The organism is Marinobacter sp., assembly GCF_965229985.1.
Lineage (GTDB): Bacteria > Pseudomonadota > Gammaproteobacteria > Pseudomonadales > Oleiphilaceae > Marinobacter.
In genome coordinates this window covers 3,465,583-3,487,886 of record NZ_OZ245935.1, presented here as the reverse complement: position 1 = coordinate 3,487,886, position 22,304 = coordinate 3,465,583, and the positions used below count along the sequence as shown (strand labels likewise).

Below are 22,304 nucleotides of genomic sequence, written 5' to 3'. Positions count from 1 at the left end.
GTATTGCAGTTTTGTGAAACCTGATGCAAAAAAACGGAGGCCGAAGCCTCCGTTTTCTGTAGTGCCATGCAGTATCGACGAACTTAACGCCCGGACTTCAACATTTCCCAGTACTTGGCATAGACCTGCAGGGCGTCGTCGCCAATGTCGGTCTGGAACTCGGCATTGATCATGTCAGTCGCGTTCGGATAGCTTGCCCGGTTGTTGGCGACTTCGTCCGGCAGCAGGTCCCGCGCCGCCAGATTCGGTGTGGCGTAACCGATTTCCTCGCTGATCAGCGCGGAGATTTCAGGCTGCAATACGAAACTGATGAACTGGTGGGCCGCTTCCGGATTCTTGGCGTTCTTCGGAATCACGAAGCTGTCCAGCCAGGCAATGATGCCTTCTTCCGGATAGACGTATTCCAGCGACTCCATGGTGTCCTTGCCCATCACGGCTTCGCCGTTCCAGATCATGCCAACATCGGTCTCGCCTTCCAGATACGGCATGCGGGGCGCATCGGAGTTGAAGGTGCGAACCGAAGGCATCAGCTCGGAAAGCTTTTCATAGGCCGCCTCGATTTCATCCGGATTGGTGCTGTTGCCAGAATAGCCAAGTACCCGAAGGCCAACGTGGAAAACTTCCCGCATGTCGTTGGTGAGCATCACGCGGCCATCGAAACGATCTTCCCACAGGTCTTCCCAGGCGGTGACAGGCTCGCCTTCGATGTCTGCGGTGTCCACTGCCAGGCCCGTGGTACCCCAAAGATAAGGCACGGAGAATTTGTTCTCCGGATCGATATCCAGGTTCACCAGCTCGGGATCCAGATTATCAAACCCTTCGATCTTGCTGCGATCGATCGGCAGCAGCAGGTCTTCCTGGCGCATCTTGCTGACGTAGTAGGTAGACGGCACCGCCAGGTCATAGGCTGCGCTATCATCCAGCAGTTTCAGTCGGGCATACATGGCCTCATTACTGTCGTAGGTGGTATAGACCACCTGAATGCCGGTTTCCTCGGTGAAGCGGTCAAGCACTTCCTGAGGCATGTATTCGGACCAGTTGTAGAGGTTGAGAACCTGGGGCTCGTCGGAACTGCACCCCGTCAATCCCACTGCCAGCATGCCGGCCAGTGCCAGTTTCTTCATCGTTTGCTCCTTATCAGAATCCATTGAGACAACATCAGCATAACCAGTGAAAACACCAGCAACAGTGTGCCCAGGGCATTCACCTCGGGTTTCAGGCCCACGCGCACCATGGAGTAGATGCGCAGGGGCAGAATTTCATAGCTCGGGCCACTCACAAAGGTGCTGACCACCACATCATCGAGAGACAGTGTAAACCCTAGCAGCCAGCCTGCCAGTAACGCCGGCATGATCACCGGGATCAGCACGGTGCGGGTCATCGTAAAATCAGAAGCGCCGAGATCCCGGGCCGCCTCGGGCAGGCTCTCGTCGAAACCACTCAACCGGGCCATCACCGTGATCACCACAAACGGCAGGCAGAAGGTGACGTGAGCCAGTAGCAGCGACACATAGCCGAGCTGCAGTCCCACCAGCAGGAACAGGGCCAGCAACGAAATAGCCAGGACAATCTCCGGAGACATCATCACCACAAACAGCATGCCATTGAGCATCTTCTTGCCCCGGAACCGGTAACGATGCAGGGCCAGGGCTGTCAGGGCGCCGATCACCGTGGACACCGTGGCCGCAGACAGCGCCAGCCAGAGGGAATTCCACATGGCATTGACCATGGCCCGGTTATTGAACAGCGCCTCGTACCAGCGCAGGCTGAGCCCGCCCCAGGCGTAGCCGGTGCGGGATTCATTGAACGAGAACACCACCAGCACCACGATGGGCACATAGAGAAGGATGTAGACCAGTGTGAGATAGGTGCGGGGCAGCCATCGTGTCATCAGGCACCCTCCTCGCCAATTCGCCGTTTACTCAGGCGGTGCGCGAACATGAGGAACGCCATGGTCACAGTCAGCACGATGCTGGCCGCAGCCCCGAAAGGCCAGTTGCGGGCATCTAGGAACTGGTTCTTGATCACGTTACCCACCAGCAAATTGCGGGAACCGCCAAGAATATCCGGAACAAAGAAAAGCCCCATGGCCGGCAGCAAGACCAGCATCACGCCGGCCAGAATCCCCGGCAGGGTGAGCGGGATAATTACATGGATAAAGGTGGACAGCCGACCCGCGCCCAGATCGTGGGAAGCCAGCAGCAGTTCCTGCTTCAGATCCTCGAACACCGAATACAGCGGCAGGATCATGAACGGCAACAGCAGATAGACCAGACCAATGATCACCGCGCCCTCGGTATAGAGCAGCTGCAGGGGCTCATCGATCAGACCGATCGACATCAGGGCGCTGTTCAGCAGACCGTTGGTGGCCAGGATCAGCTTCAGTGCGTAGGTGCGCACCAGGGAGTTGGTCCAGAAAGGCACGATCAGCAGGAAGATCAGTATCAGCTGACGCTGTTTGCCAACCTTGGAGAGCGCCCAGGCAAACGGATAGCCAATCAGCAGGCACACCAGCGTGGTCATCGCCGCCATGTACAGGGAGTGCAGGAAAACCTCCAGATACAGCGGATCAAACAGCTGGCGATAGGCATCCAGGTTCAGAGGCAGAGACAGGAACGAGACCGGATCCCGGGTCATGACACTGGCACCGACCACCAACAGGTTCGGTGCCAATACCAGAAACAGGAGCCAGCCCCACACCAGAATCAGAACGGCAGTCTTGAACGGCTGCTGCATAACCCTATGCATCGGCCGACACGCCCTCTTCGGGTAATGCTTCGCCGGTTTCCCCGGGCAACAACCATTCCCAGCCGTCCACCCAACTGACCTTGACCGGTTCGCCCAGACGGTAATCGAAGGCCGGATCGTCCTCATCAAAAAACTCACTGGCCAGAACTTCGGTACCGTCTGCGAGATGGATCACCGAATCCAGTGTGCTGCCCTTGTAGTTACGTTCGACAATCTTGCCCGCCACGCCCTGCTCGTCAGTGGGGTCCAGCACTCTGATATCTTCAGGGCGAAGAAGCACGTTCAGGGGCTGGCCTTCGCGCACCACAAAGTCGGGGCGGCGCAGGGTTCGCTTGAGGCCAAAGACATCCACCGTAATGGAACCGTCGTGGACCGTTTCGACGGTGCCGGGGAAAAAATTGGTCTCGCCAACAAATCGGGCGGTAAACAGGTTGGCCGGTCGCTCGTAGACCTCCCGGGGCGTTCCAAGCTGCTGAACCAGGCCATCCTTGAGTACCACCACCCGATCCGACATCGACAGCGCCTCTTCCTGATCGTGGGTCACAAAGACAAAGGTGATGCCGAGCTCCCGCTGCAGTCGCTTCAGCTCAACCTGCATGGTGCGGCGTAGTTTGTAGTCCAGGGCCGAGAGCGGTTCATCCAGCAGTAGCAGCCGCGGCCGTTTGACCACCGCCCGGGCGATGGCAACCCGCTGCTGCTGACCGCCGGACAGCTGATGGGGCTTACGACGAGCGAAATCCTGCAACTGGACCATGGCCAGCGCTTCATCGACACGCTGGCGTATCTCGTCCTTCGGGCGCTTTTCCATTTTCAGGCCGTAGGCCACATTTTCGAACACCGACATATGGGGGAAGAGCGCGTAATGCTGGAATACGGTATTGAGCGGACGGTTTTCCGGGGCGGTGTGGGTGAGATCCTCTCCCGCCAGGGTGATGGTGCCCTCGTCAGGATGTTCGAAACCGGCCATCAGGCGCAGCAGGGTGGTTTTGCCGCAACCGGAAGGCCCCAACAGGGTAATGAACTCGCCGTCGTAGATCTCAAGATCCAGACCGTCGAGGACCGTTTTGCCACCGAATTGCTTGGAAAGATTGCTCAGGGATAGCAGTGTCTGTTTCATCGGCGCTGCCCAAAGAATGAGCGGCCTATTTTTCCAGAAACCAACACAAACAAAAAGGGGCGTCAGGGTATTTCAGCCCCGATGCCCCTTTGTCTGGCAGCGCCTTCAAGCCCTCGACAGGCTGGAACGCATCGTCAGAATTCAGTCTTCGGCCACGCTGTTCAGGTAGGCCTTGTCTGAAATGTTGGTCCACTGACGAACCTGCTTGAGGTAGTCACGCTGGGACTCGATGATTTCCTTCGCGAGCGGATCCTTCTCAGCGGCCTCGGCCAGCAGCCGGTTAGTGGTGCTGCGTAGTGCATCAATGACTTCCGGCGGGAACACCTTGTGGGTGACGTCCGGGTAGTCTTCCTTCATGCGATCCCAGGCTACGCCGCTTTGATGGGTGCTCTGGATGTACATGTCATAAGCGGCAGTGCGCATGGCGACCCGCAGAATCTCCTGAAGATCCTTTGGCAGCTCTTCCCAGGTCTTCTTGTTGATCAGGAACTGAACTTCTGCACCTGGCTCCTGCCAGCCCGAATAGTAGTACTTGGCGATCTGGTGGAAGCCCATCTGGAAATCCAGGGCAGGACCGACCCATTCAACGGCATCAACGGTGCCACGCTCGAGAGCGGTATACAGTTCACCCGGCGGCAGGTTGGTCACGGCAACGCCCAGCTCGGACATGACTTCGCCGGCAAAACCGGGGGTCCGCATCTTCAAGCCCTGAAGATCCTCAAGGGAGTTGATCTCCTTGCGGAACCAGCCACCCATCTGGTTACCGGTATTGCCACCCGGGAAAGAGAGCATGCCGTAGGGCTCATACACTTTCTGCATCAGCTCCATGCCCTCGCCATGGTAGAACCAGGCGTACATTTCAGGCGCAATCAGCCCGAACGGGATGGTGGTGAAGTACATGGCATTAGGGATGGTGCCCTTGTAGTAATAGGAGGCGGTGTGCCCCATGTCGTACTGTCCGTTGCGCACCAGATCAAAGATCCCGAAAGGTGCCTTGTGCTTGTTGGACGGATCTATGCGAATCTGCAACCGACCATCCGACATGGTTTCCGCCATGTCTGCCATATGCTGAACAGTCTCTCCCAGTACCGGAGAGTTGGGACCCCAGGTTTGCGCAAGGCGCAAGGTATAGTTCTCCTCGGCCACCGAGGACACGCTGAACACAGTAGCCGCAGCGGCCACGGCCGCAAGCAGTGTTTTCCGGATTGTCATTGTGTTGGCTTCCATTATTGTTGGTATGAAAACAGGTATTTCTGTCGCGAAACCATCATAGCTTTCTCATGGTGTTCCGCCAATCGGCAGAACACCATGAATCAGTATCAGACCTTGAACTGACCGACCAGATCCCGAAGGCTTTCACCCAGACGCGCCAGTTCGTGGCTGGCTTCGTTGGTCTGGGTTACACCGGTATCGCTGCGCTGAGCAGCATCAACGATCCGCACGACGTTCTGGTTGATCTCTTCGGCCACCTGGCTTTGTTGCTCTGAGGATGTTGCGATCTGCGTCACCTGGTCGTGAATCTTGCCAACGGAGGTCTCGATGGTTCGCAGTGCACTGGTTGCGTGGTTGATCCTTTCGACGGTTTCCGTTGAGCGGTTGCGTGATTTGTTCATCCGCTCAACCGATGCCTTGGATTCAGTCACAAAACCGTCAATCATGGTGCGAATCTGATCGGCGGACTCGGCGCTGCGTTTCGCGAGCTGACGCACTTCATCGGCCACCACCGAGAAACCACGCCCATGCTCGCCGGCCCGGGCGGCTTCGATCGCCGCATTGAGGGCCAGCAGGTTGGTCTGTTCAGTCACAGCATGGATGACATCCAGTACTTGCTGGATCTCATCGGACTTTTCCGCCAGAGCGTTGATGCTCTGGGCCGTGTCCTCGATCTCCTCGGAAAGCTTGTTCACCGCGCCCTGGGCACTGCTAATGGTTTCGCCACCCTCGCGGGCCATGCGGTCGGCGTCTGAGGCTGAACTTTCAACCTCGTTGGCATTGCCGGAAATCTGCTGGATGGTCGCAGCCATTTCATTAATCGCAGAGGCAATCTGGTCAGTCTCGGAGCCCTGTTCCTGAACCGAAGCCCTTGTTTCATTGGCAACCCGGCTCAATTCTTCGGCTGCGGACGCTACCTGATCTGTAGTCGCGCCAACCTCACGCATGGTGTCCTGGATTTTGATCACGAAGGCGTTAAAGCGCCGGCCCAGCTCGGCCAGTTCGTCATTGCCTTCGTCCGGCAGACGCTGGCGCAGATCTCCTTCACCGTCGGCGATTTCCTGCATCATGTTGCTGACGCTCTTCAACGGTCGGGTGACGCTACGACCAACGAAGATACCGATCACCAGGGCAATCACGACAACAACGACCGTCACCAACAGGATGAAGCCCAGGGTTTCAGCCATACCCGCCTCAATTTCTTCACGGGCGGCTGCCACCTGCCGGTCGATATCGGTTATGTACACACCAGCACCTATCATCCAGTCCCAGTCCGGGATGATGGTGGAGTAGGACATCTTGGGTTCTTCATTGCCAGAAGCCGGGTTCATCCAGTCATAGCCGTAAAAGCCGTTCTCCTCGGCCGCAGCAAAGAGATCCCCCACCAGTCGCTTCAGAGTCGGATTATTGGTTGGCCCTTCTTTGGAAGGGTCGGGGGCATAGGCGAGGTTGTAGACGTCACGGGTGTAGGCAAACACATAGTTGGTTTTGTCGAAACGAATCGTACGCAAACGCGCTGCTGCCGCCTCTTTCGCTTCTTCCTCGCTCAACGAGGGATCGTTCTTGGCCTCCAGCACCACCGCTTTGGCCGCATCAACCAGGTTCTGGAGGCCAGCCTTGCGCGCTTCCAGGAGACTGCTCTCCAGGCGTTTAAGTTCGGCTTCGCCGTTTGCCTGAATCTGATTGGCGGTGATCCAGGCAAGAGTTGCCGCCGTAATCAGTACCGGGACCATTACGGCCACAAGCAGGCGGCTTCGTATTTTTAACCGACTCAGAATATTCATCGTACCGGACTCCCAGGGAATAGCTGTTGATGCGGATTATCCACAGACCCACTCAGGTGATCTGTTCCAGTTTGTTAAGAGAGATTTCAGCAAATGGCTCGTCGCCTTTGCCGCTCTATGGATAAACGGACCTTCCGCCAATGTTTTCAGATGAGTAGAGTAACGGCAGTAACGTAAATGTCTTGAGCAAGCGTTAGACTAAAGGACCACTACGAAGGTAGGCCAATGAAGCACCTGTTTCTGGTACGCCATGCCAAATCCAGTTGGGCCGATGAGTCTCTCTGCGACCGTGAGCGCCCCCTCAACGCCCGGGGTCAAAGCCAACTGGCACCGCTGGGCAAAGCCCTGAAGGCCGTCGGCGCCTTCGAAGGCGAGGTTTACTGCAGTGACGCCACCCGAGCCCTGGCGACCCTTGAAGGCGCCTGGCCGGAAAGTCTCATGCCCGGACACTGGCACACCCGAAGTGAGCTTTACACATTCGACCACCGACGGCTGATAGCCTGGCTGGAAGAGCGGGGAGACGACTCCCGGGTTACGCTTGTAGGCCACAATCCCGCCTTGCTTGAACTGGCCCAGTGGATGCTGCAACAACCTCCGGAACAGCTGCCTACCGCCAGCTTCATCCACATCCGGCTTTCGATCAAGCACTGGCGCCAGCTTGATCGCGGCAAGGGCAAACTGGTGGCGCTGATGACACCACAGGATTACAGCTACGCCCACTTCGAACGAAAACTGAAAAAGAAAGCCAGAACCGCGGGGGACGATCCTGCAAGGGACATCCCCAAGGCCCTTCACCACCAACATGATCGGCTAAGGCAACTGGAGCGTGGAGTTATCCTCGGCCTGGATGACGAATTCCTGCACCAGTACCGGATCGCCATTCGCCGCAGCCGGGCCATTGCCGAGTCAGTGCAGGAAGTCACCTGTGACAAGGCATTGGCAAAGGCGGGTAAAACCCTGAAACGGCATGCCCGGGCAACAGGACCGTTACGTGATCTGCACGTGTTTCTCCAGGACCTGCCCGAACTGTGTGGCGACAACTCGGAAATCCGTGCAGCCCTGCAGATCTGGTTCGAACGGGAAGCCGCCAACCGCCACAAAAAACTGGTAAAACGCCTGCAGAGCAAGCGCTATCACGACAGCATGGAACATTGGCTGAATCTCATCGACTCCCGGAAGTTCCAGAAATTGGCCGGAACGCTGAGGGCAAAAGACATCCGAAAAGCAGTAGAACGTCGTATCAAGGAGTTCAACAAACTGACTGCCGAGTTGATGCATACCTCCCCGGACGAGGATATTCATCGGCTGCGCAAGCAACTTAAGCGAATCCGTTACCTGATGGAGCTGGACGCGAGGACCTGGAAGTCCGAGTTGAAAACGCTTAAGGCGCGGCAGCAACTTTACGGCCAATTTCAGGATCTGCATGTTCAGATCGAGCTGCTTGACCAGTTCCGCAAGGCGGCCCCGGAGGTTTTGCCCGCCGCTCTCAACGGCATCCTGGAAACCCTGGAAGAGCGCAAAGCGGGCACCCGGCAACAGATTCTGACCCTTGGAGGACTCAATGGAGCCCCGCTATGACACCCTGTTTTACGACGGACAATGCCCACTGTGCGCCAAAGAGATTCGCACCCTCCGCAAACTCCAGCGGGGCAACCTGATCTTCGCTGACATTCACGAACAGCACGACGGCAGCTCCAATCTGCCAGGCCATGAAGCCCTGCTCAAACGCCTGCACCTGATGACCTGGACAGGAGAGTGGGTCATTGGTCTGCCCGCAAACGTTCGCGCCTGGTCCCACACGCCCTTCGGTTTTCTGTTCAAGCCCCTGCTGTGGCCTGGAATCTATCAGATCGCCTCGCGTATCTACGGGAAATGGGCAGACAAGCGGTATGAGCGGAAGTACGCCTGTGCCATTGGCAACAAGGCGGCCTAACCGGTAAAACCAATGTTTTCCAGATTGGGTGGACGGTAGTCGGCATCGAGCCGCCAGCGCTCTGCCACAGAGACGTGAATCGTTGTTTTTATGTTTTTCGGTTTCAGAGTTCGGACCAGCGGTTTCGAGAACCGGAAAATATGTCGGCGTGAGTTGTGCACCTTCGCCCGCGCACTTGGACTGATCCCCGCTGGCAGGTGCTCTTCCAGATCAAGCCCGGCATTCCTGGCTTGACCCACCATCCAGTCAAGGGCGATATCCGAGGCAAACAACCCTTGATCGTCCGCCGGGTAGCCGCCGCCAATATCACTGTGGGAGCCGGCAAACCACACCTGCTCAAGATCCAGTCCGTCCCGGGGCTCCCATAGCGTAGGCTCGAAATCTTCCCGACGCTCATCAATGGCCAGGGCATGGCGGGCTATGCGCACGTTGCTTCCCAGTTTGGTGTCGTAGAATTCATCCTTGCGATCAAACAGCCCCATCAGTGAAAAGGGCACACCCAGGGCACCAACCGTATCCCAGGCGCCCACGAACCGTATCTCCCGCGACTCATGGCTATGCGCTTTGCGGAATTCCACCGACCGGGCGCCCGAAGGCGCCCAGGCAGCACCGGTTTTTTTGTAGTGGTCGAAAGCCTGCTGTATCAGCCGGGCATCGGGCCGCTTGAGGATACCGCAGTTGTTGATCAGCCCGCACAGGGAACGCACGGTGTAGGCGCCACGGCTGAATCCGAACAGGTAAATGTCGGTGCCGGGCGTAAAATTCTGAACGATATAGCGGTAGGCATCCATGATGTTCTTGTGGATGCCCTGTCCGGTCACGCCACCAACCACCGCATTATGGTAGGAGCCGATACCCCAGTCATAAAACACGTGCTGGGGCCGGCCATCACTGGCTATCGGGCGAATGGCCCTGGCCATTCTCAGGACATTGGTGGGAACGTCTTTCTGCAGGTCTTCTTCAGGACGATTCCATGTGCCGTCGGCACAGACAACGAGGCGCTTCACCATGGCAGACTCCTTTGCCACAAAGTGGTCAGATTTTAACCACAGTATAGCTCAGGGCCGGTCATCCGGCGGCGCGCCCTCCTCACATTTCCGGCACTCAAGCTCAAACCCGAGCATCGATGCCCTTCCCTCTTCCGTGGTAACCCATGGGCGGTTCACCCAGGGCGGCGTGTGCCGCACATGCTGATTGTGCCCACACGCTAACTGGGCAACCCAGTGGTTCTCTTCGTCCTTGTGGTAGCCAGTGATGAGTTGTTTCATTTGACCTCCTTCGTACATATGCGGGGTGACTCGCTGCAGCCCAATCACTTATCCTCGGGAATAACCTTATTCCATAAGCTTGAGGAGCTCAGCCATGAAAACTGCCCATGACCTTGTAGAAGCCGCCAAGAAAGACATTCAGGAAGTGCCCCTGGATCAGGCGGACGATGCCATCAAGAATGCCGATCTTCTGCTGGATGTGCGTGATGCGGATGAGTACCGGGCCGGTCATATACCGGGCGCGGTAAACATTTCCCGTGGTCTTCTGGAGTTCAAGTTTACCAATGATCCGGCGTTCGAGAGCCGCGACATGAACATCGTCTGTTACTGCAAGACGTCCGGGCGAGCCGCATTGAGTGCCAAAGCCCTGAAGGAAATGGGCTACATGCATGTGCAGTCCATCGCCGGCGGATTTGATGCCTGGCAGGAAGCCGACAAACCGGTCGCCAAGCCGGAACTGCCCTCGTTCGAGTAATTGGCGCCTACAAGCAGCAGGCCTTGTACTTCCTGCCGCTGCCACAGGGGCAGGGGTCGTTACGACCGGGCTTCATCTGGCCCTCGCTGGTATCGCCCCGAAGGTAATACCAGCGACCCTGCTCCCGAACGAAATCGGAGTTTTCCTCGAGAAATCCCCAGCCCTTGCCCAGGCGGTAGAGCGCACGAAAATGAACCGTCCCGCGATCGCCCGACTCATTGGTGTCCAGGATCTGCAAACCGGTCCAGTTCGGCGAGTCTGCCAGAGTGAGCGTCTCCGGCCGCGTGCTCTGATGCCAGGTAGCTTGCAGGTACTCGGGAAGATCAAGAACGAACGCCGCGTAACGGGACCGCATCAGTGCCTCCGGCGATGGTGCCGGTTCGCCCTGATGGAAGGGCCGGCAGCATTCAGGGTAGGATTTGCCGCTGCCACAAGGGCAACTTTGGTGTTCAGGCTGCTGCGTCATCGGGGCTCAATCTTTTCGACTATGCTCGTAGTCCGGCAGTGTATCAGTATCAAACCGGTGTTGCTCCGGCCTTCTCCACTGACTTCCTGGTGATTCCCTTTGACGGATGTATCGCTGTTACAGATTCTCCTGGCCAACCTTGCCATTCTTGCCGGGGCCTGCCTGCAAGGCGTGGCCGGCTATGGCATTGGCACGCTGGCCGCGCCCTTGCTGTTTCTGATAAGCCCGGTGTTGGTCCCGGGACCGTTAATCCTGAATGCCACGCTGCTCACCGTCTTCATGCTGATACGCAATCGCGGTGCGCTGCAGGTCCGGGAAGTGCGTTTTGCCATCGTCGGCGGTGTTGCCGGCGCAATCCTGGCGGCTCTGACACTGCTGGTAATCTCCACCGCGGGCTTTGAGCTGATCTTCGGTGTGCTGATTCTTGCTGGGGTAGCGCTCAGTATTGGTGGACTCAAGCCAGCGCTGAACGCCCGGAACAGTGTGATGGCCGGAGCCGCCTCGACCTATATGGGCACGATCACCGCCGTGGGTGGACCGCCCATCGCGTTGATCTACCAGAATGAAAAGGGGCCGCTGGTCAGGGCCAATATGTCCGCGTTCTTTTTGGCAGCCAGTGTCCTGAGCTTGTCAGGTCTGTTTGCCTCAGGCTACCTGGGCACCCGAGAGTTGTTCCTGTTCGCAGTTACCTTCCCGGGCGTGTTCCTGGGCTTCTGGCTCTCCGGCAAACTCGTCAACCGCATGCCCTTTGAGGGGCTTCGCCCGGTGATTCTGGCTATTGCGGCCATTGCCGGAACCGCCGCCCTCATTCGCGGCCTGCTCTCTCTTTAGGAATCTGCCCAGAGCCTTACCCGGAAGCGGTTCTTGCGCCACAGGAATGCCAGCCAGAGCGCGTGGGCATTAATCAGGAACGCGAGGATCCACTCGAACGCATCGTCCTTGCGGCTGTAGAACTCCGGGGCTACGCCATTCAGGATCACTGAAAGAATCCCCACAGCCAGGATCAGCTGGCAAAGATTCAGCAATCGCATACCCGTGTGCTTCCATAATGGATGGCTGCGCAAGCCCGCACTGACCAGCAGCTCACAGATGAAGGTGAGTGAAAAATACAGAACCACGCCAATACGGCGGATCAGATTGAAACCGTCACCGGCATGGCCCAACGCCAGGGTATAGGCGGCAAGCGAGACACTGGCCACCAGGCCCAGCCACGGGATCCAGGCAACCCCGGAGGAATGGACGCCGAGCTGGCGCAGCCACCGGCCGTTAAGCCACCAGAACAGGATCCCCAACAAAGCCGCCGGTAGCATGGTGCCTTTAAAAATGAAATAAGAGGTGCCGTGACGGCCGGTACGACTGATGCTGGTGCAACTGTCCCAATAGGGGAAGCACAACTCCACATGGCCTTCCAGTACCGATACGGTGAAGGTGATATGAATGGTAATCAGAGGCACCAGCGCCGCAGCAAGTGCGAGCCACCAGAGATGAAAGGAACGATGGTCAGTCATTGCAAGAATCCCTCTGAGCAACTCCAGCCCCGGAAACACAACACCGGCAAAACCGGTCGCCAACGTATTGAATGAACATTATTTGACCAGATTTTGCAATCCGGTCCATCCTGTCAGGGGATTTTTGCCTCAAAATAGTGCTCCAGGGATTCAGGATCAGGGTATGAGTGCACCGCATCAGGAAATTATTGAAAGCCAGATCGACGTGTCAGAACTAGCCATCGGCATGCACGTCATCCGTCTGGACCGGCCCAGGGAAGATACGGACTTCCTGATTCAGGGGTTTGTTATTCGAGATCAGACAGAGATCGACTCGCTACGGGCACAGTGCGAGTTCGTCTTCATTGAAGGGCGTATCGATGGGGCACCGCTGCCAAAACATGAGAACGACAGCGGTCGGAAATCTTCCGGCCTGATGGGACTTTTCCGCAGAAAACAGGCTCCCGAACCTGTCCAGGATACTCATAAACCGGTACCGCCCCGCAAGCGAGTGAGGTACATCAACAAGGTCGATGCCGGCCGGGAGATGGAAACCGCGGTCATTCGCTTCGAAGAGGCTCAAAAAACCGCCAAATCCATTATGTCTGGCTTGAGGGTGGGGCGCACGCTGGACCTGAACAACGCCCGCACAGTGGTTAACCACTGCGTGGAAAGCGTGCTCCGGAATGAGAACGCCCTGTTGTTGCTTACCAAGATCAAACACCAGGATGAGTACACCGCCGAGCACTGTATCAACGTGTCCATTCTGGCGGCCGCCTTTGGCAAGCATCTGGGCTTGCTTGAAGGAGAAATCCGCAATCTGGCCCTGTGTGGTTTGCTCCATGATGTCGGCAAGACCCGGATTCCCGATGAAATCCTCAACAAGCCGGGAGCGCTGACCCCTCAAGAATTCGACGTCATGCGTCACCACACCACCCACGGCCGTACCATTCTGATGGGGACCAGCAATTCCCTGAACACCGCCGTGGATGTGGCATTCAGCCATCACGAGCGGATGGACGGCTCGGGTTATCCCCGGGGCCTGCACGCCCAGCAGATCCCCTACTTTGCCAAGATCATTGGTCTGGTGGATACCTACGATGCCATCACCAGCAACCGGGTCTACGACAAGGGTCGGGCCTCCATGCAGGCACTGGAAATTATCCACAAGCACCGGGGCACCCAGTTCGACGAGGAGCTGGCGGATGCCTTTATCCAGATGATCGGGGTGTACCCCCCGGGATCCATCGTTGAGATGGTGAATGGCGAGGTTGGTATCGTTGTGGAGAGCCGGCCAGAGCATAAACTGAAGCCCTGCGTTCTGTTGGTCCGGGAGTCCGATAAAAGCCTGATGGCACCCTATCGGACGGTCGATCTGAAGGTCAGCCCTGAAGATGCTGCCGGTGAAATCTATCGCATCGCCCGGGAAGTCCCTGACGGAACCTACGAGATCGTGCTTCAGGAGTTTGTCGATCAGGGGCTGATTGTAACCACGCCGAGTCGCAGCCCTGACGCCATATAAGTAGCCCTGACGCCACATAAAAGGGACAGTCCGTTACTTTCTAACCTGGAATGCCCTGCTATACTGCTTGCCAAACAAATTCCGGCACAACAAGACATGAATTCCGGCATCCCTTCCCTCAACATTCCTGCCGCGCCAGACGGTGCTGACATTTCGAAGGTCACTCCTGCCGAAGGGCTCAGGGCCGTGCTCGACAATCTGGACGCCCTGGTTTATGTCTCTGACTTCGAAACCTATGAACTCCTTTACATGAATGCCTATGGCCGAAGAATCTGGGGTTCTATAGATGGGAAAAAGTGCTGGGAAGTCCTGCAGGATAACGCCAGCCCCTGCGACTTCTGCACCAATCACCTGCTGATTGATTCCGAAGGCACCCCTTCCCCGCCTCATATCTGGGAATTTCAGAACCGGTTGGACAAACGCTGGTACCAGTGCCGGGATCAGGCAATTCCCTGGATAGACGGCCGACTGGTCCGCCTCGAAATTGCTACAGATATCACCGACCGAAAGGAAATGGAGCTGGCGCTCAAGGAGGCCCATGAAAAAGCTCGGGCCGCTGCATTGGAGGACGACCTTACCGGACTTCACAACAGGAGAGCCTTTTTCGAGCTGGGTAACCAGCTTTTGAAGCAGTCCCGAAGAAACGGCTCGCCTCTGGCGATCATCATGTTTGACCTGGACCACTTCAAACAGATCAATGATAACCATGGCCACGAGACCGGAGATGAGGTTCTGCGGCACATAGGGCAGGTTCTGGAAACCAACGTCCGGGAGGCGGATGTTGCAGCTCGTATTGGTGGTGAAGAGTTCGCGATCCTGCTTGCTGATGCCGATGCCGTTCAGGCTTCAGAAATGGCAGAGCGACTGCTGAGCCTCATGCAGAAAACGCCAGTCCGGTACCGTGATGTCCGTATCCGGCCAACCGCCAGTTTCGGCATTTCAGCCCTTCGCCCTGAGGAGTCAAATCTCGAGAATCTTCTGGCGAGAGCGGATAACGCGATGTATGAGTCAAAAGCTCTTGGCAGGGGGCGGGTGCGTATCAAGGCCTGAACCGCACCCGGAGCAATTCACCCTGGCCGTTTTGTTACCGCCATGGTCAGCCGGGAAATACAGGTGGTTTTCCCTTCTTCGTTCTCAAGCAGGATTTCCCATACCTGAGTAGCACTACCAATGTGAATGGGCCTGGCCGTTCCATAGACCCAGCCCTTGGTGACCGGACGGATGTGGTTGGCGTTGATGTCCAGCCCAACCGCTACGGTTTCCGGATCTTTCAGACAGCAATTAGCCGCCATACTGCCCAGAGTTTCCGCCAGCAGGACGGATGAGCCCCCGTGGAGAATGCCAAACGGCTGAACCGTGCGCTCATCAACGGGCATGCGACCTTTAACGTAGTCATCACCAATCTCAAGGTACTCAATACCCATGTAGCTGACTGCGGTGTTCTCGCTGGCCTTGGCGAGGTGTTCAAGATTGGGGGTGCTGGTCCAGATTGCCATAGAGGAACTGATCTCGTTGTTGTTTGAAACAGGAAAAACAAGACCCCCAGTTTATACAGATAGGATGCGAACTACCAAGCCCTTCTTTGCTGCCCCGTCATGGACTTTTCAATTAATCCCTCAAACTCCAGCGCAGGCAGTGGCCGGCTGAAATAGTAGCCCTGAAAGCGGGTGCAGCCCATGCCGACAAGGCGCTCCAACTGCCCTTTGGTTTCCACACCTTCCGCCACTGCTGATAACCTGAGCGCAGAGGCCAGGGCCAGGATGGTCTCGGCAATGGCAGCGTCGTTCGGGTCATCCAGAATGTCCCGCACAAACCCCTGGTCAATTTTCAGCTCATCGAGGGAGAGACGTTTGAGATAGCCAAGGGATGAGTACCCCGTGCCAAAATCGTCCAGGGAGATTCGTATCCCCATGCTTCTCAGTGTGCGAAGCGTCTCTTCCACCAATTCAAGGTCGTAGGCCAGCGCGCTTTCGGTAATTTCCACTTTCAGGTTTCTGGGGGATGCACCGGTTTTTCTCAGTAATGCCATCACGGTCGAACAGAAAGAGGGCAGGTGAAACTGCCTTGCACTCACGTTTACCGAAACCTGAAGCTGCGACAGTGCACCGGCCCGCTTCTTCCAGCTGGCGACCCGGGAGAGAACTTCTTCCAGAACCCAATAGCCAACCGATTCAATGAGCCCCGTCTCCTCCGCCAGCGGAATAAATTCGGCGGGAGACACCATACCGCGGCCCGGGCAATGCCACCGAAGCAATGCCTCGGCCCCTACCGGTTTACCTTTCTCGTCAACCAGAACCTGATAGTGGACCGCCAACTGATTCTTCCGTAAAGCCAATCGAAGGTCGGATTCCATGGCCAGACGCTCAGACACCTTTTTCTGCATCATCGAATCGTAAAAACGGATGCAATTGCGGCCGTCTTCCTTGGCACGAAACATGGCCATATCCGCCTGGCTGAGAAGCTCTTCAAGGGAGGTATCGTGATCGAAGAACAGGGTCACCCCGATGCTTGGGGTGCCCGTGTAGTCGATGCCGTTAAGATCATAGGGTTCGTTCAGGGCATCCCGGACCTTTTCGCAGACCTTTTCCACCCGGGCAGCGGCATTGGCAGCATCGGCTGGAAACCCTTTCAGAATAAGAACAAATTCGTCGCCTCCAAGCCTGGCGACAGTATCCCATTCGCGGACCGTCTGTTTCAGCCTCTGACCTACCTGAATCAACAGCTCATCACCGGTCAGATGCCCCGCTGAGTCATTGATGTTCTTGAAGTTATCAAGATCGATAAATACCAGGGCACCATGATTCTGATCCCGAGTGCTTCCGGTTAACGCCTGCGCCAGGCGGTCCCTCAGTAACCGACGGTTTGGCAGACCAGTGAGCGGGTCGTAGAACGCCAGTTTCTCGATCTCGGATTCTGACTGCTTGCGGTCAGTCACGTCGTAGAAATAGCCGTGCCAGATCGTACTGTTATCCGCCAGACGGGCGGGCACTGAACGGGCTTCTATCCATGCGGCACTGCCGTCTTTTCTGAACGCCCGGAAATCAGTTTCGAACGGCGTCATCTGCAGGCGGGATTCTTCTACCTTTTCAAGAAAGCCTGCCTTGTCATCATGATGAATGAGTTCCAGCAAAGGTCTGGCGTCTGGCCGGAGTGTGTCCACTGCCAAACCAAACATGATCTCTACTTTTTTGCTGAGGAAAGGAAAGGTTACTCGCCCGTCCGGGTAAATCCTGAACTGGAAGATGACCCCCGGGAACTGATCAGAATACCGGTAGAGGCTGTTCTCATACCTTGCATTGCGCCCGGCCAGTATTTGACGATGCACCGAGGAACCCAATACGTCACCCAACTGAACCAGGAACTCTCTCATTGCTGCATCCGGAGTTTCGGAGCGATCAAGAAAATCAAATCCCAGCACACCGGCCAGTTGGCCTTCCAGTTTTATCCCGATCAGGATCAGGCTTCGGATTCCCTGTCGCCGGAATTCGAGTTTTTCTTCATTTGCCTCATCGGGGAGTTTTTCAACGTCAGGAATAACAACAACCGGAAAGTCATCAAGTTGCTCTGCCAGCCACGGAAACCGCTCCATTGGCACATTCTGGATGGCATCTCGTTGGGGTGACGTTCCGGGGCTGCAGATCTCGTGAGTGATGGAGGCAGTCTGGGTGGCCTCTTCAAGCATCACCAGATAGCTGCGATCCGCCTTGAGATGGGTGCCAAGTTCGGCAATGACCTTCTGGATGCTCCCATCCAGTTCGTCAATCCTCGACCGGGCCAGACTGAGAGACAGCCTGTAAACAAGTTCTCGTTGATCGCGGGTAACTGCTTCTACCATCGCTACGGACTCCTTCCCAGCAATACTTCCTGTTTATCCGTTACACTTGCTCGAAGCGCCTCTGACAACTTACGACGAGTACACTCCTACAGTTCACGCGCCTGCGACAAAGGCCACCTCTCAACTCGCTCCGGTATAAATCGCCTTGAACTGCCGGACCAACTCATCCACGCGGCCCGAATTAACGAGCTCATAGAGGCGCTCGGCAATGCGCTCTCTCAGCTCAAAGGAGTTGCAGGGTGAAGCCTTGGAAAAGGTAAAAAACAGACCCTCACGGCTCACCGGGGTTTGCAGGGGAACGAATTCTTCAGCAATGCCCATGTATTCAAGTTTCACCTCGCCCTGCAGGACTTCGTAGAGGACATAATCAACCCGGCCAACCTTCGCCATCTGAAAGGATTGCTCAATCGACCTGACACCTTCGATACGGAGGTTCTGTTCTGCATACCGGTCAAAGTTCTGGCCAAAGCTGTTGTTTATCAGGGTACTACCACGCTTGCCCGCCAGATCCGGCCAATGGCGATAGACAAACTCCCTGCCTTTGGGTACCCAGACAGCAGTCGGTAGGTGCGTGATCGGAGGCAGCAGATAATCCATGTAGCCAATACGCTCGGAGGTGATGAATGCACCCGCAACCATGTCGATTTGACCCTGGCGAGCCAAGTGTTGAACCCTGGCCCATGAGCCAATGTCTTTCACTTCCACGTAGATGCCAAGGGGCTCGGTGATTTCCCTCAGTAAAGCAGGTACAGCACCAATCAGATAGCCCGGATGTTGTTCATCGCGCCAGAGCAGGGGCGGATATTCCGGATTACCACTGACCGTGAGCGTATTGCATGGGGTTTCCGGCATAGCATTGGCCGGCACCAGAAACAGCACGGCAACCAAAAAGACAAGTGACCTACCAGCAACAGACGAAAATAAGTTATTCAACTCTGACAAGCCCCTCTTTTTGCCAGCCCAAACGGCCGGTTTCGACAACCTGACGACGTATTCCCGGCACCGGCCGGATCATGAAAAGATCGCCGTTTCGGCCCACCATGGCACGGGGTACACCAGTTGCTTTGGCTATGTCAGCATGCGTTTCCATGTGTTCAGCCTCACCATGAACCGGAATGGCAATGGCAGGCTTTACCCATTTATACATTAACTCCAGCTCTTCCTGCGCGGGATGACCTGAAGCATGAATTGGCAAATCAGCATCCTCGGCCGTGATTACCCTCACCCCCAACTCTTTCAGTCTGGTCACCAGCGCCTCGATGGATTCCTCGTTGCCGGGGATGGCGCGAGCGCTGAAGATTACCGTGTCGCCCGCCTCCAGCTCAAAATCCGGATGGGTACCAGAGGCCAGTCTGCGCAGAGCCGTTCGCGGCTCGCCCTGACTGCCCGTGGCCACGGCCAGTACTTCGTCCCGCGGGAGATACCCCAGATGTGCCGGATTGATCAACTGGTCAGCCGAATCCCACAGCCCTGCAGCCCTGGCGGCGCCACTCATATTGATCAAAGACCGGCCCAATAAACCCATATAACGGCCGGTTTCCCTCGCGATTGAGGCCAGAGTATGTAATCGGGCGATATTACTGCCAAAACAAGTCACTACAACGCGGCCCTCGGCGGTGCGGGTCGCCCTGAGCAATCCTTCATGCAAGGCCGCCTCGGATACCGAATGACCCGAGACTGTGGCGTTGGTGGAATCACACACCATGGCGTTCACGCCCTCGTTTGCCAGATCGGTGAAGGTTTTTGGCGAATAGCCATGGCCTACCAGCGGCTGCTCATCCAGCTTCCAGTCACCGCTGTGGAAGATGTTACCGGCGGCGGTGCGAATCATCAGCGCGTTAGGGTCCGGGATGGAGTGAGTCAGCGCCAGCCATTGCACGCTGAATGGCCCGATCTGCTTGCTCTGGCCGGTCTCCACTTCGATGATCGGCACCCGGTGCAGCAAGTCGAACTCCGCGAGCTTGCGACGCAGAATTTCGGCCGTGAACCGGCTGGTGTATATCGGACACTGCAGCAGCGGCCAGAGGTAGGGAACAGCTCCGACATGATCTTCGTGGGCGTGGGTAATTACCAGGCCCGCCAGCCGTTCACGGCGGTCAGCAATGAACGCAGGATCCGCCATTTGAACCGGCGGCTCGCCACGATGATGCACCGTGCCATCAGCAGCAATGCGACCTGGCTTTGGAAAGGTAACACCACAATCCACCATCAACCAGGCACCATCGTGGCCATAGAGGTTGAGGTTCATACCAATTTCACCGGTTCCACCCAGGGGTAGGAACCAGAGGTCAGACTGTTCGGGAATCATTCAGCAAATCGGTCCATGTACTTCAACACCAGGTCCTCGTGTATGCCTTCCAATTCAATCAGTTTCAGCGCCGCCCGAATGTCATCGGCATACTTCAGCACGGGCGAGTTCTTCGCAACAGCGATGTAGGAGCGCTCTCCAGGCACAAAGAACGGTGAAACCTTAACATCCAGCCCCAACTTTTCGACCGCGTACAAACCGACAAGCTCTGGGGCGATCACGACATCTACCCGGCCTTTCTGCATCATCAGCATCAGGTTTTCGTAACGGGGCGCAGGCTCCTTGAGAAGTTTGTCATCAGTATCAAACCGGGAGAAATACGACGCCCCCTCCAGAATACCAATGGCTCGTCCATACAGATCGGCGTAGCGCTCAATGCGATCTTCTGCGTTAAGGTAAAAAAACAATCGCCGTTCCGGAGGAAATGCCGGCGCCACGAACTCCATGAGCTCGGTCCGTTCGGCGGTCTCCAGGGGCCCCAGCATGACATCCACCTCACCCTGCTGCACCATCCTCAAGACCCGCCGGAAAGGCGCCTCCCGATAATGCACTTTCCAACCCAACCGATCAGCGATTTCCTGGAAGATATCCACATATAGGCCCGTTGGCTCCCCACCCTCGATAATCCGGTAGGGGGGCGCATGATTGGCACCCACGGTTACGGTCAGCGCTTCCACGGTTTCCGTGCCCTGCTGGGCCGAAACAGGAAACACTAACGCCATAAGAACAGCGGTGGCGAACACTCGCATTCCAGTCATCCTTGCCTGTGAGGTTTTCAGATTCTTATGAGGTCTGGCCATCTGTCTCCAGTATAGACGGTTCAAGATCCGGGATCGTCGGATTTACGTACTGACGGTTGAATTCAGTCACTGATGGCACAACTTCATTATCACAGCAATCAAGAAGCGCCATTCATTCGTCAATGAAAAGGACGGACACCATGAAGATTCTGATGGTTCTTACATCCCATGACCAGATGGGCGACACCGGCCATAAGACCGGCTTCTGGCTCGAAGAGTTCACCGCGCCTTACTACGTTTTCCGGGATGCCGGCGCAGACATCACCATTGCGTCACCGAAGGGTGGCCAACCGCCAGTCGATCCCAACAGCGAGGCCGAGGAAGCGCTGACCGAGACCACGCGTCGGTTCCAGCAGGATGCCCATGCCAAGGAATCCCTCGCCAGCACTAAAAAGCTGAGCGACGTGGACATGAACGAATACGACGCGATTTTCTATCCAGGTGGTCACGGCCCGCTCTGGGACCTGGTTAACGACGACAAGTCCATTGCCCTGATCAAGACAGCCTACGAGCAGGACAAGGTGATTGGTGCAGTTTGCCACGCACCAGCCGTGTTCAAAAACGTGGAAGTGAAACCGGGCCAGAACATCGTTGGCGGCCGGGAAGTAACAGGCTTCACCAACAGCGAGGAAGAAGCGGTTGGCCTTAGCGGCGTGGTGCCTTTCCTGCTGGAAGACATGCTGAAGGAAAACACCGCCACCTACACCCGCGGTGACGACTGGGCACCGCACATCGTGGTGGACGGCAAGCTGATTACCGGGCAAAACCCGGCCTCTTCCGAGGGGGCAGCGAAGGCCGTTGTGCAGGCTCTTCAAGAGGCCTGATCCGGCAGTAACTGCAGGATGAATCCAGGGCCAGATGAATTTCATCTGGCCTTCTTTTTTGCTTCCAGCCTACTCCCCTGCGTGACTGATCAACTCGCCCGGAGCGCCCAGCTCCAGCAATTGACGAATGTGATCCGGTATCGCCAACTTGCCCATCACCGAAGGCTGAATCAGCACATAGGTGACGTCCGCATCGGCGATAAATCCGTCATCCCCATACCGGAAAAACTCCAGATGCAGGGTAAATGAAGTGTTTCCGATTCGTCCGACGCGAATGCGGGCTTCCAGAACATCATCAAACTTCGCCGGGGCCTTCCAGTTCACCGTCAGGCTCACCACCTGGATATCCAGGTCCTGATCCAGCAGGTGCTGATAATCGCCAAACAGGGTGCGAATGTATTCGTTGACAGCAATATCAACGAAATCCGCATAACGTGCGTTGAACACCACGCCCTGGGCATCGCATTCACCATAGCGAACCCGGAAGCGAAAACGGAAAGGCAACTCACCAGCCATGACGCGCTC

General features: G+C 56.6%; 23 protein-coding genes. 7 read left to right on the top strand and 16 right to left on the bottom strand.

Translation table 11 applies throughout. The features are described from left to right. Positions 1-83: 83 nt before the first annotated feature. The 6 genes from ACO06L_RS15865 to ACO06L_RS15840 all read right to left on the bottom strand — a co-directional run bounded on the left by ACO06L_RS15865 (position 84) and on the right by ACO06L_RS15840 (position 6,861). The gene (locus ACO06L_RS15865) at positions 84-1,124 is read right to left on the bottom strand and encodes an extracellular solute-binding protein (RefSeq protein ID WP_202346473.1); all 1,041 of its coding nucleotides are present in this window, start codon (positions 1,122-1,124) and stop codon (positions 84-86) included. Beyond that, on the bottom strand, positions 1,121-1,891 hold the full coding sequence (potC, locus tag ACO06L_RS15860) for a spermidine/putrescine ABC transporter permease PotC (protein ID WP_202346472.1): 771 nt from the start codon (positions 1,889-1,891) through the stop codon (positions 1,121-1,123). The genes ACO06L_RS15865 and potC overlap by 4 nt, the downstream gene beginning before the upstream one ends. Then, positions 1,891-2,748 (bottom strand): spermidine/putrescine ABC transporter permease PotB, encoded by an 858-nt coding sequence (gene potB / locus ACO06L_RS15855; RefSeq protein WP_202346471.1) that lies wholly within the window; start codon positions 2,746-2,748, stop codon positions 1,891-1,893. Before potB ends, potC begins: the two co-directional genes overlap by 1 nt. After that, positions 2,741-3,865, bottom strand: a complete 1,125-nt coding sequence (gene potA, locus ACO06L_RS15850; protein ID WP_202346470.1) for a spermidine/putrescine ABC transporter ATP-binding protein PotA — start codon at positions 3,863-3,865, stop codon at positions 2,741-2,743. Before potA ends, potB begins: the two co-directional genes overlap by 8 nt. 141 nt (positions 3,866-4,006) lie before the next feature. Continuing rightward, positions 4,007-5,077, bottom strand: coding sequence for a TRAP transporter substrate-binding protein (locus ACO06L_RS15845; protein ID WP_202346469.1), 1,071 nt, complete (start codon positions 5,075-5,077; stop codon positions 4,007-4,009). Between the two features lie 107 nt (positions 5,078-5,184). Continuing rightward, positions 5,185-6,861, bottom strand: a complete 1,677-nt coding sequence (locus ACO06L_RS15840) for a methyl-accepting chemotaxis protein (RefSeq protein ID WP_202346468.1) — start codon at positions 6,859-6,861, stop codon at positions 5,185-5,187. 225 nt (positions 6,862-7,086) lie between these two features. Between ACO06L_RS15840 and ACO06L_RS15835 the strand changes: the two genes are divergently transcribed. Next, on the top strand, positions 7,087-8,439 hold the full coding sequence (locus tag ACO06L_RS15835; RefSeq protein ID WP_064229154.1) for a CHAD domain-containing protein: 1,353 nt from the start codon (positions 7,087-7,089) through the stop codon (positions 8,437-8,439). Further along, positions 8,423-8,794 (top strand): thiol-disulfide oxidoreductase DCC family protein, encoded by a 372-nt coding sequence (locus ACO06L_RS15830; RefSeq protein WP_064229155.1) that lies wholly within the window; start codon positions 8,423-8,425, stop codon positions 8,792-8,794. The genes ACO06L_RS15835 and ACO06L_RS15830 overlap by 17 nt, the downstream gene beginning before the upstream one ends. Here the strand turns inward: ACO06L_RS15830 and ACO06L_RS15825 are convergent. Both ACO06L_RS15825 and ACO06L_RS15820 read right to left on the bottom strand, forming a co-directional pair. Then, positions 8,791-9,804 (bottom strand): DUF2235 domain-containing protein, encoded by a 1,014-nt coding sequence (locus tag ACO06L_RS15825; protein WP_202346467.1) that lies wholly within the window; start codon positions 9,802-9,804, stop codon positions 8,791-8,793. The two genes, ACO06L_RS15830 and ACO06L_RS15825, sit on opposite strands and share 4 nt — an antisense overlap. A gap of 48 nt (positions 9,805-9,852) precedes the next feature. Beyond that, the gene (locus ACO06L_RS15820; RefSeq protein ID WP_202346466.1) at positions 9,853-10,062 is read right to left on the bottom strand and encodes a DUF3565 domain-containing protein; all 210 of its coding nucleotides are present in this window, start codon (positions 10,060-10,062) and stop codon (positions 9,853-9,855) included. A 94-nt stretch (positions 10,063-10,156) separates the two neighbouring features. On the opposite strand from ACO06L_RS15820, the gene ACO06L_RS15815 reads away from it, so the two are divergent. Next, the gene (locus ACO06L_RS15815; protein ID WP_202346465.1) at positions 10,157-10,537 is read left to right on the top strand and encodes a rhodanese-like domain-containing protein; all 381 of its coding nucleotides are present in this window, start codon (positions 10,157-10,159) and stop codon (positions 10,535-10,537) included. Between the two features lie 7 nt (positions 10,538-10,544). On the opposite strand, the gene ACO06L_RS15810 is transcribed toward ACO06L_RS15815, so the two are convergent. Continuing rightward, positions 10,545-11,003, bottom strand: a complete 459-nt coding sequence (locus tag ACO06L_RS15810; protein WP_265103053.1) for a YchJ family protein — start codon at positions 11,001-11,003, stop codon at positions 10,545-10,547. A 99-nt stretch (positions 11,004-11,102) separates the two neighbouring features. On the opposite strand from ACO06L_RS15810, the gene ACO06L_RS15805 reads away from it, so the two are divergent. After that, a complete protein-coding gene (locus ACO06L_RS15805; protein ID WP_202346464.1) occupies positions 11,103-11,834 on the top strand; it encodes a sulfite exporter TauE/SafE family protein in 732 nt (243 codons plus the stop codon). Here ACO06L_RS15805 and ACO06L_RS15800 read toward each other — a convergent pair. Further along, positions 11,831-12,511 (bottom strand): hypothetical protein, encoded by a 681-nt coding sequence (locus ACO06L_RS15800; RefSeq protein ID WP_202346463.1) that lies wholly within the window; start codon positions 12,509-12,511, stop codon positions 11,831-11,833. The two genes, ACO06L_RS15805 and ACO06L_RS15800, sit on opposite strands and share 4 nt — an antisense overlap. A 163-nt stretch (positions 12,512-12,674) precedes the next feature. Here ACO06L_RS15800 and ACO06L_RS15795 point away from each other — a divergent pair, with 163 nt between their 5' ends. Then, on the top strand, positions 12,675-14,012 hold the full coding sequence (locus tag ACO06L_RS15795; protein ID WP_421845945.1) for an HD-GYP domain-containing protein: 1,338 nt from the start codon (positions 12,675-12,677) through the stop codon (positions 14,010-14,012). Between the two features lie 96 nt (positions 14,013-14,108). Further along, entirely contained in the window at positions 14,109-15,062 is a 954-nt protein-coding gene (locus ACO06L_RS15790; protein WP_202346461.1) for a sensor domain-containing diguanylate cyclase, read from the top strand. Between the two features lie 17 nt (positions 15,063-15,079). On the opposite strand, the gene ACO06L_RS15785 is transcribed toward ACO06L_RS15790, so the two are convergent. The 5 genes from ACO06L_RS15785 to ACO06L_RS15765 all read right to left on the bottom strand — a co-directional run bounded on the left by ACO06L_RS15785 (position 15,080) and on the right by ACO06L_RS15765 (position 20,955). Further along, positions 15,080-15,508, bottom strand: coding sequence for a hotdog fold thioesterase (locus tag ACO06L_RS15785; protein WP_064229164.1), 429 nt, complete (start codon positions 15,506-15,508; stop codon positions 15,080-15,082). A 71-nt stretch (positions 15,509-15,579) separates the two neighbouring features. After that, the gene (locus ACO06L_RS15780; protein WP_202346460.1) at positions 15,580-17,847 is read right to left on the bottom strand and encodes a bifunctional diguanylate cyclase/phosphodiesterase; all 2,268 of its coding nucleotides are present in this window, start codon (positions 17,845-17,847) and stop codon (positions 15,580-15,582) included. A gap of 120 nt (positions 17,848-17,967) precedes the next feature. Continuing rightward, entirely contained in the window at positions 17,968-18,699 is a 732-nt protein-coding gene (locus tag ACO06L_RS15775; protein ID WP_202346459.1) for a substrate-binding periplasmic protein, read from the bottom strand. Positions 18,700-18,772: 73 nt separating this feature from the next. Continuing rightward, positions 18,773-20,155, bottom strand: coding sequence for a ribonuclease J (locus ACO06L_RS15770; RefSeq protein WP_202346458.1), 1,383 nt, complete (start codon positions 20,153-20,155; stop codon positions 18,773-18,775). Beyond that, the gene (locus tag ACO06L_RS15765) at positions 20,152-20,955 is read right to left on the bottom strand and encodes a substrate-binding periplasmic protein (protein WP_227715700.1); all 804 of its coding nucleotides are present in this window, start codon (positions 20,953-20,955) and stop codon (positions 20,152-20,154) included. Before ACO06L_RS15765 ends, ACO06L_RS15770 begins: the two co-directional genes overlap by 4 nt. Positions 20,956-21,095: 140 nt before the next feature. On the opposite strand from ACO06L_RS15765, the gene ACO06L_RS15760 reads away from it, so the two are divergent. After that, the gene (locus ACO06L_RS15760) at positions 21,096-21,779 is read left to right on the top strand and encodes a type 1 glutamine amidotransferase domain-containing protein (RefSeq protein WP_041645947.1); all 684 of its coding nucleotides are present in this window, start codon (positions 21,096-21,098) and stop codon (positions 21,777-21,779) included. A 69-nt stretch (positions 21,780-21,848) separates the two neighbouring features. On the opposite strand, the gene ACO06L_RS15755 is transcribed toward ACO06L_RS15760, so the two are convergent. Beyond that, positions 21,849-22,295 (bottom strand): acyl-CoA thioesterase, encoded by a 447-nt coding sequence (locus ACO06L_RS15755; protein ID WP_202346457.1) that lies wholly within the window; start codon positions 22,293-22,295, stop codon positions 21,849-21,851. Positions 22,296-22,304: the final 9 nt, after the last annotated feature.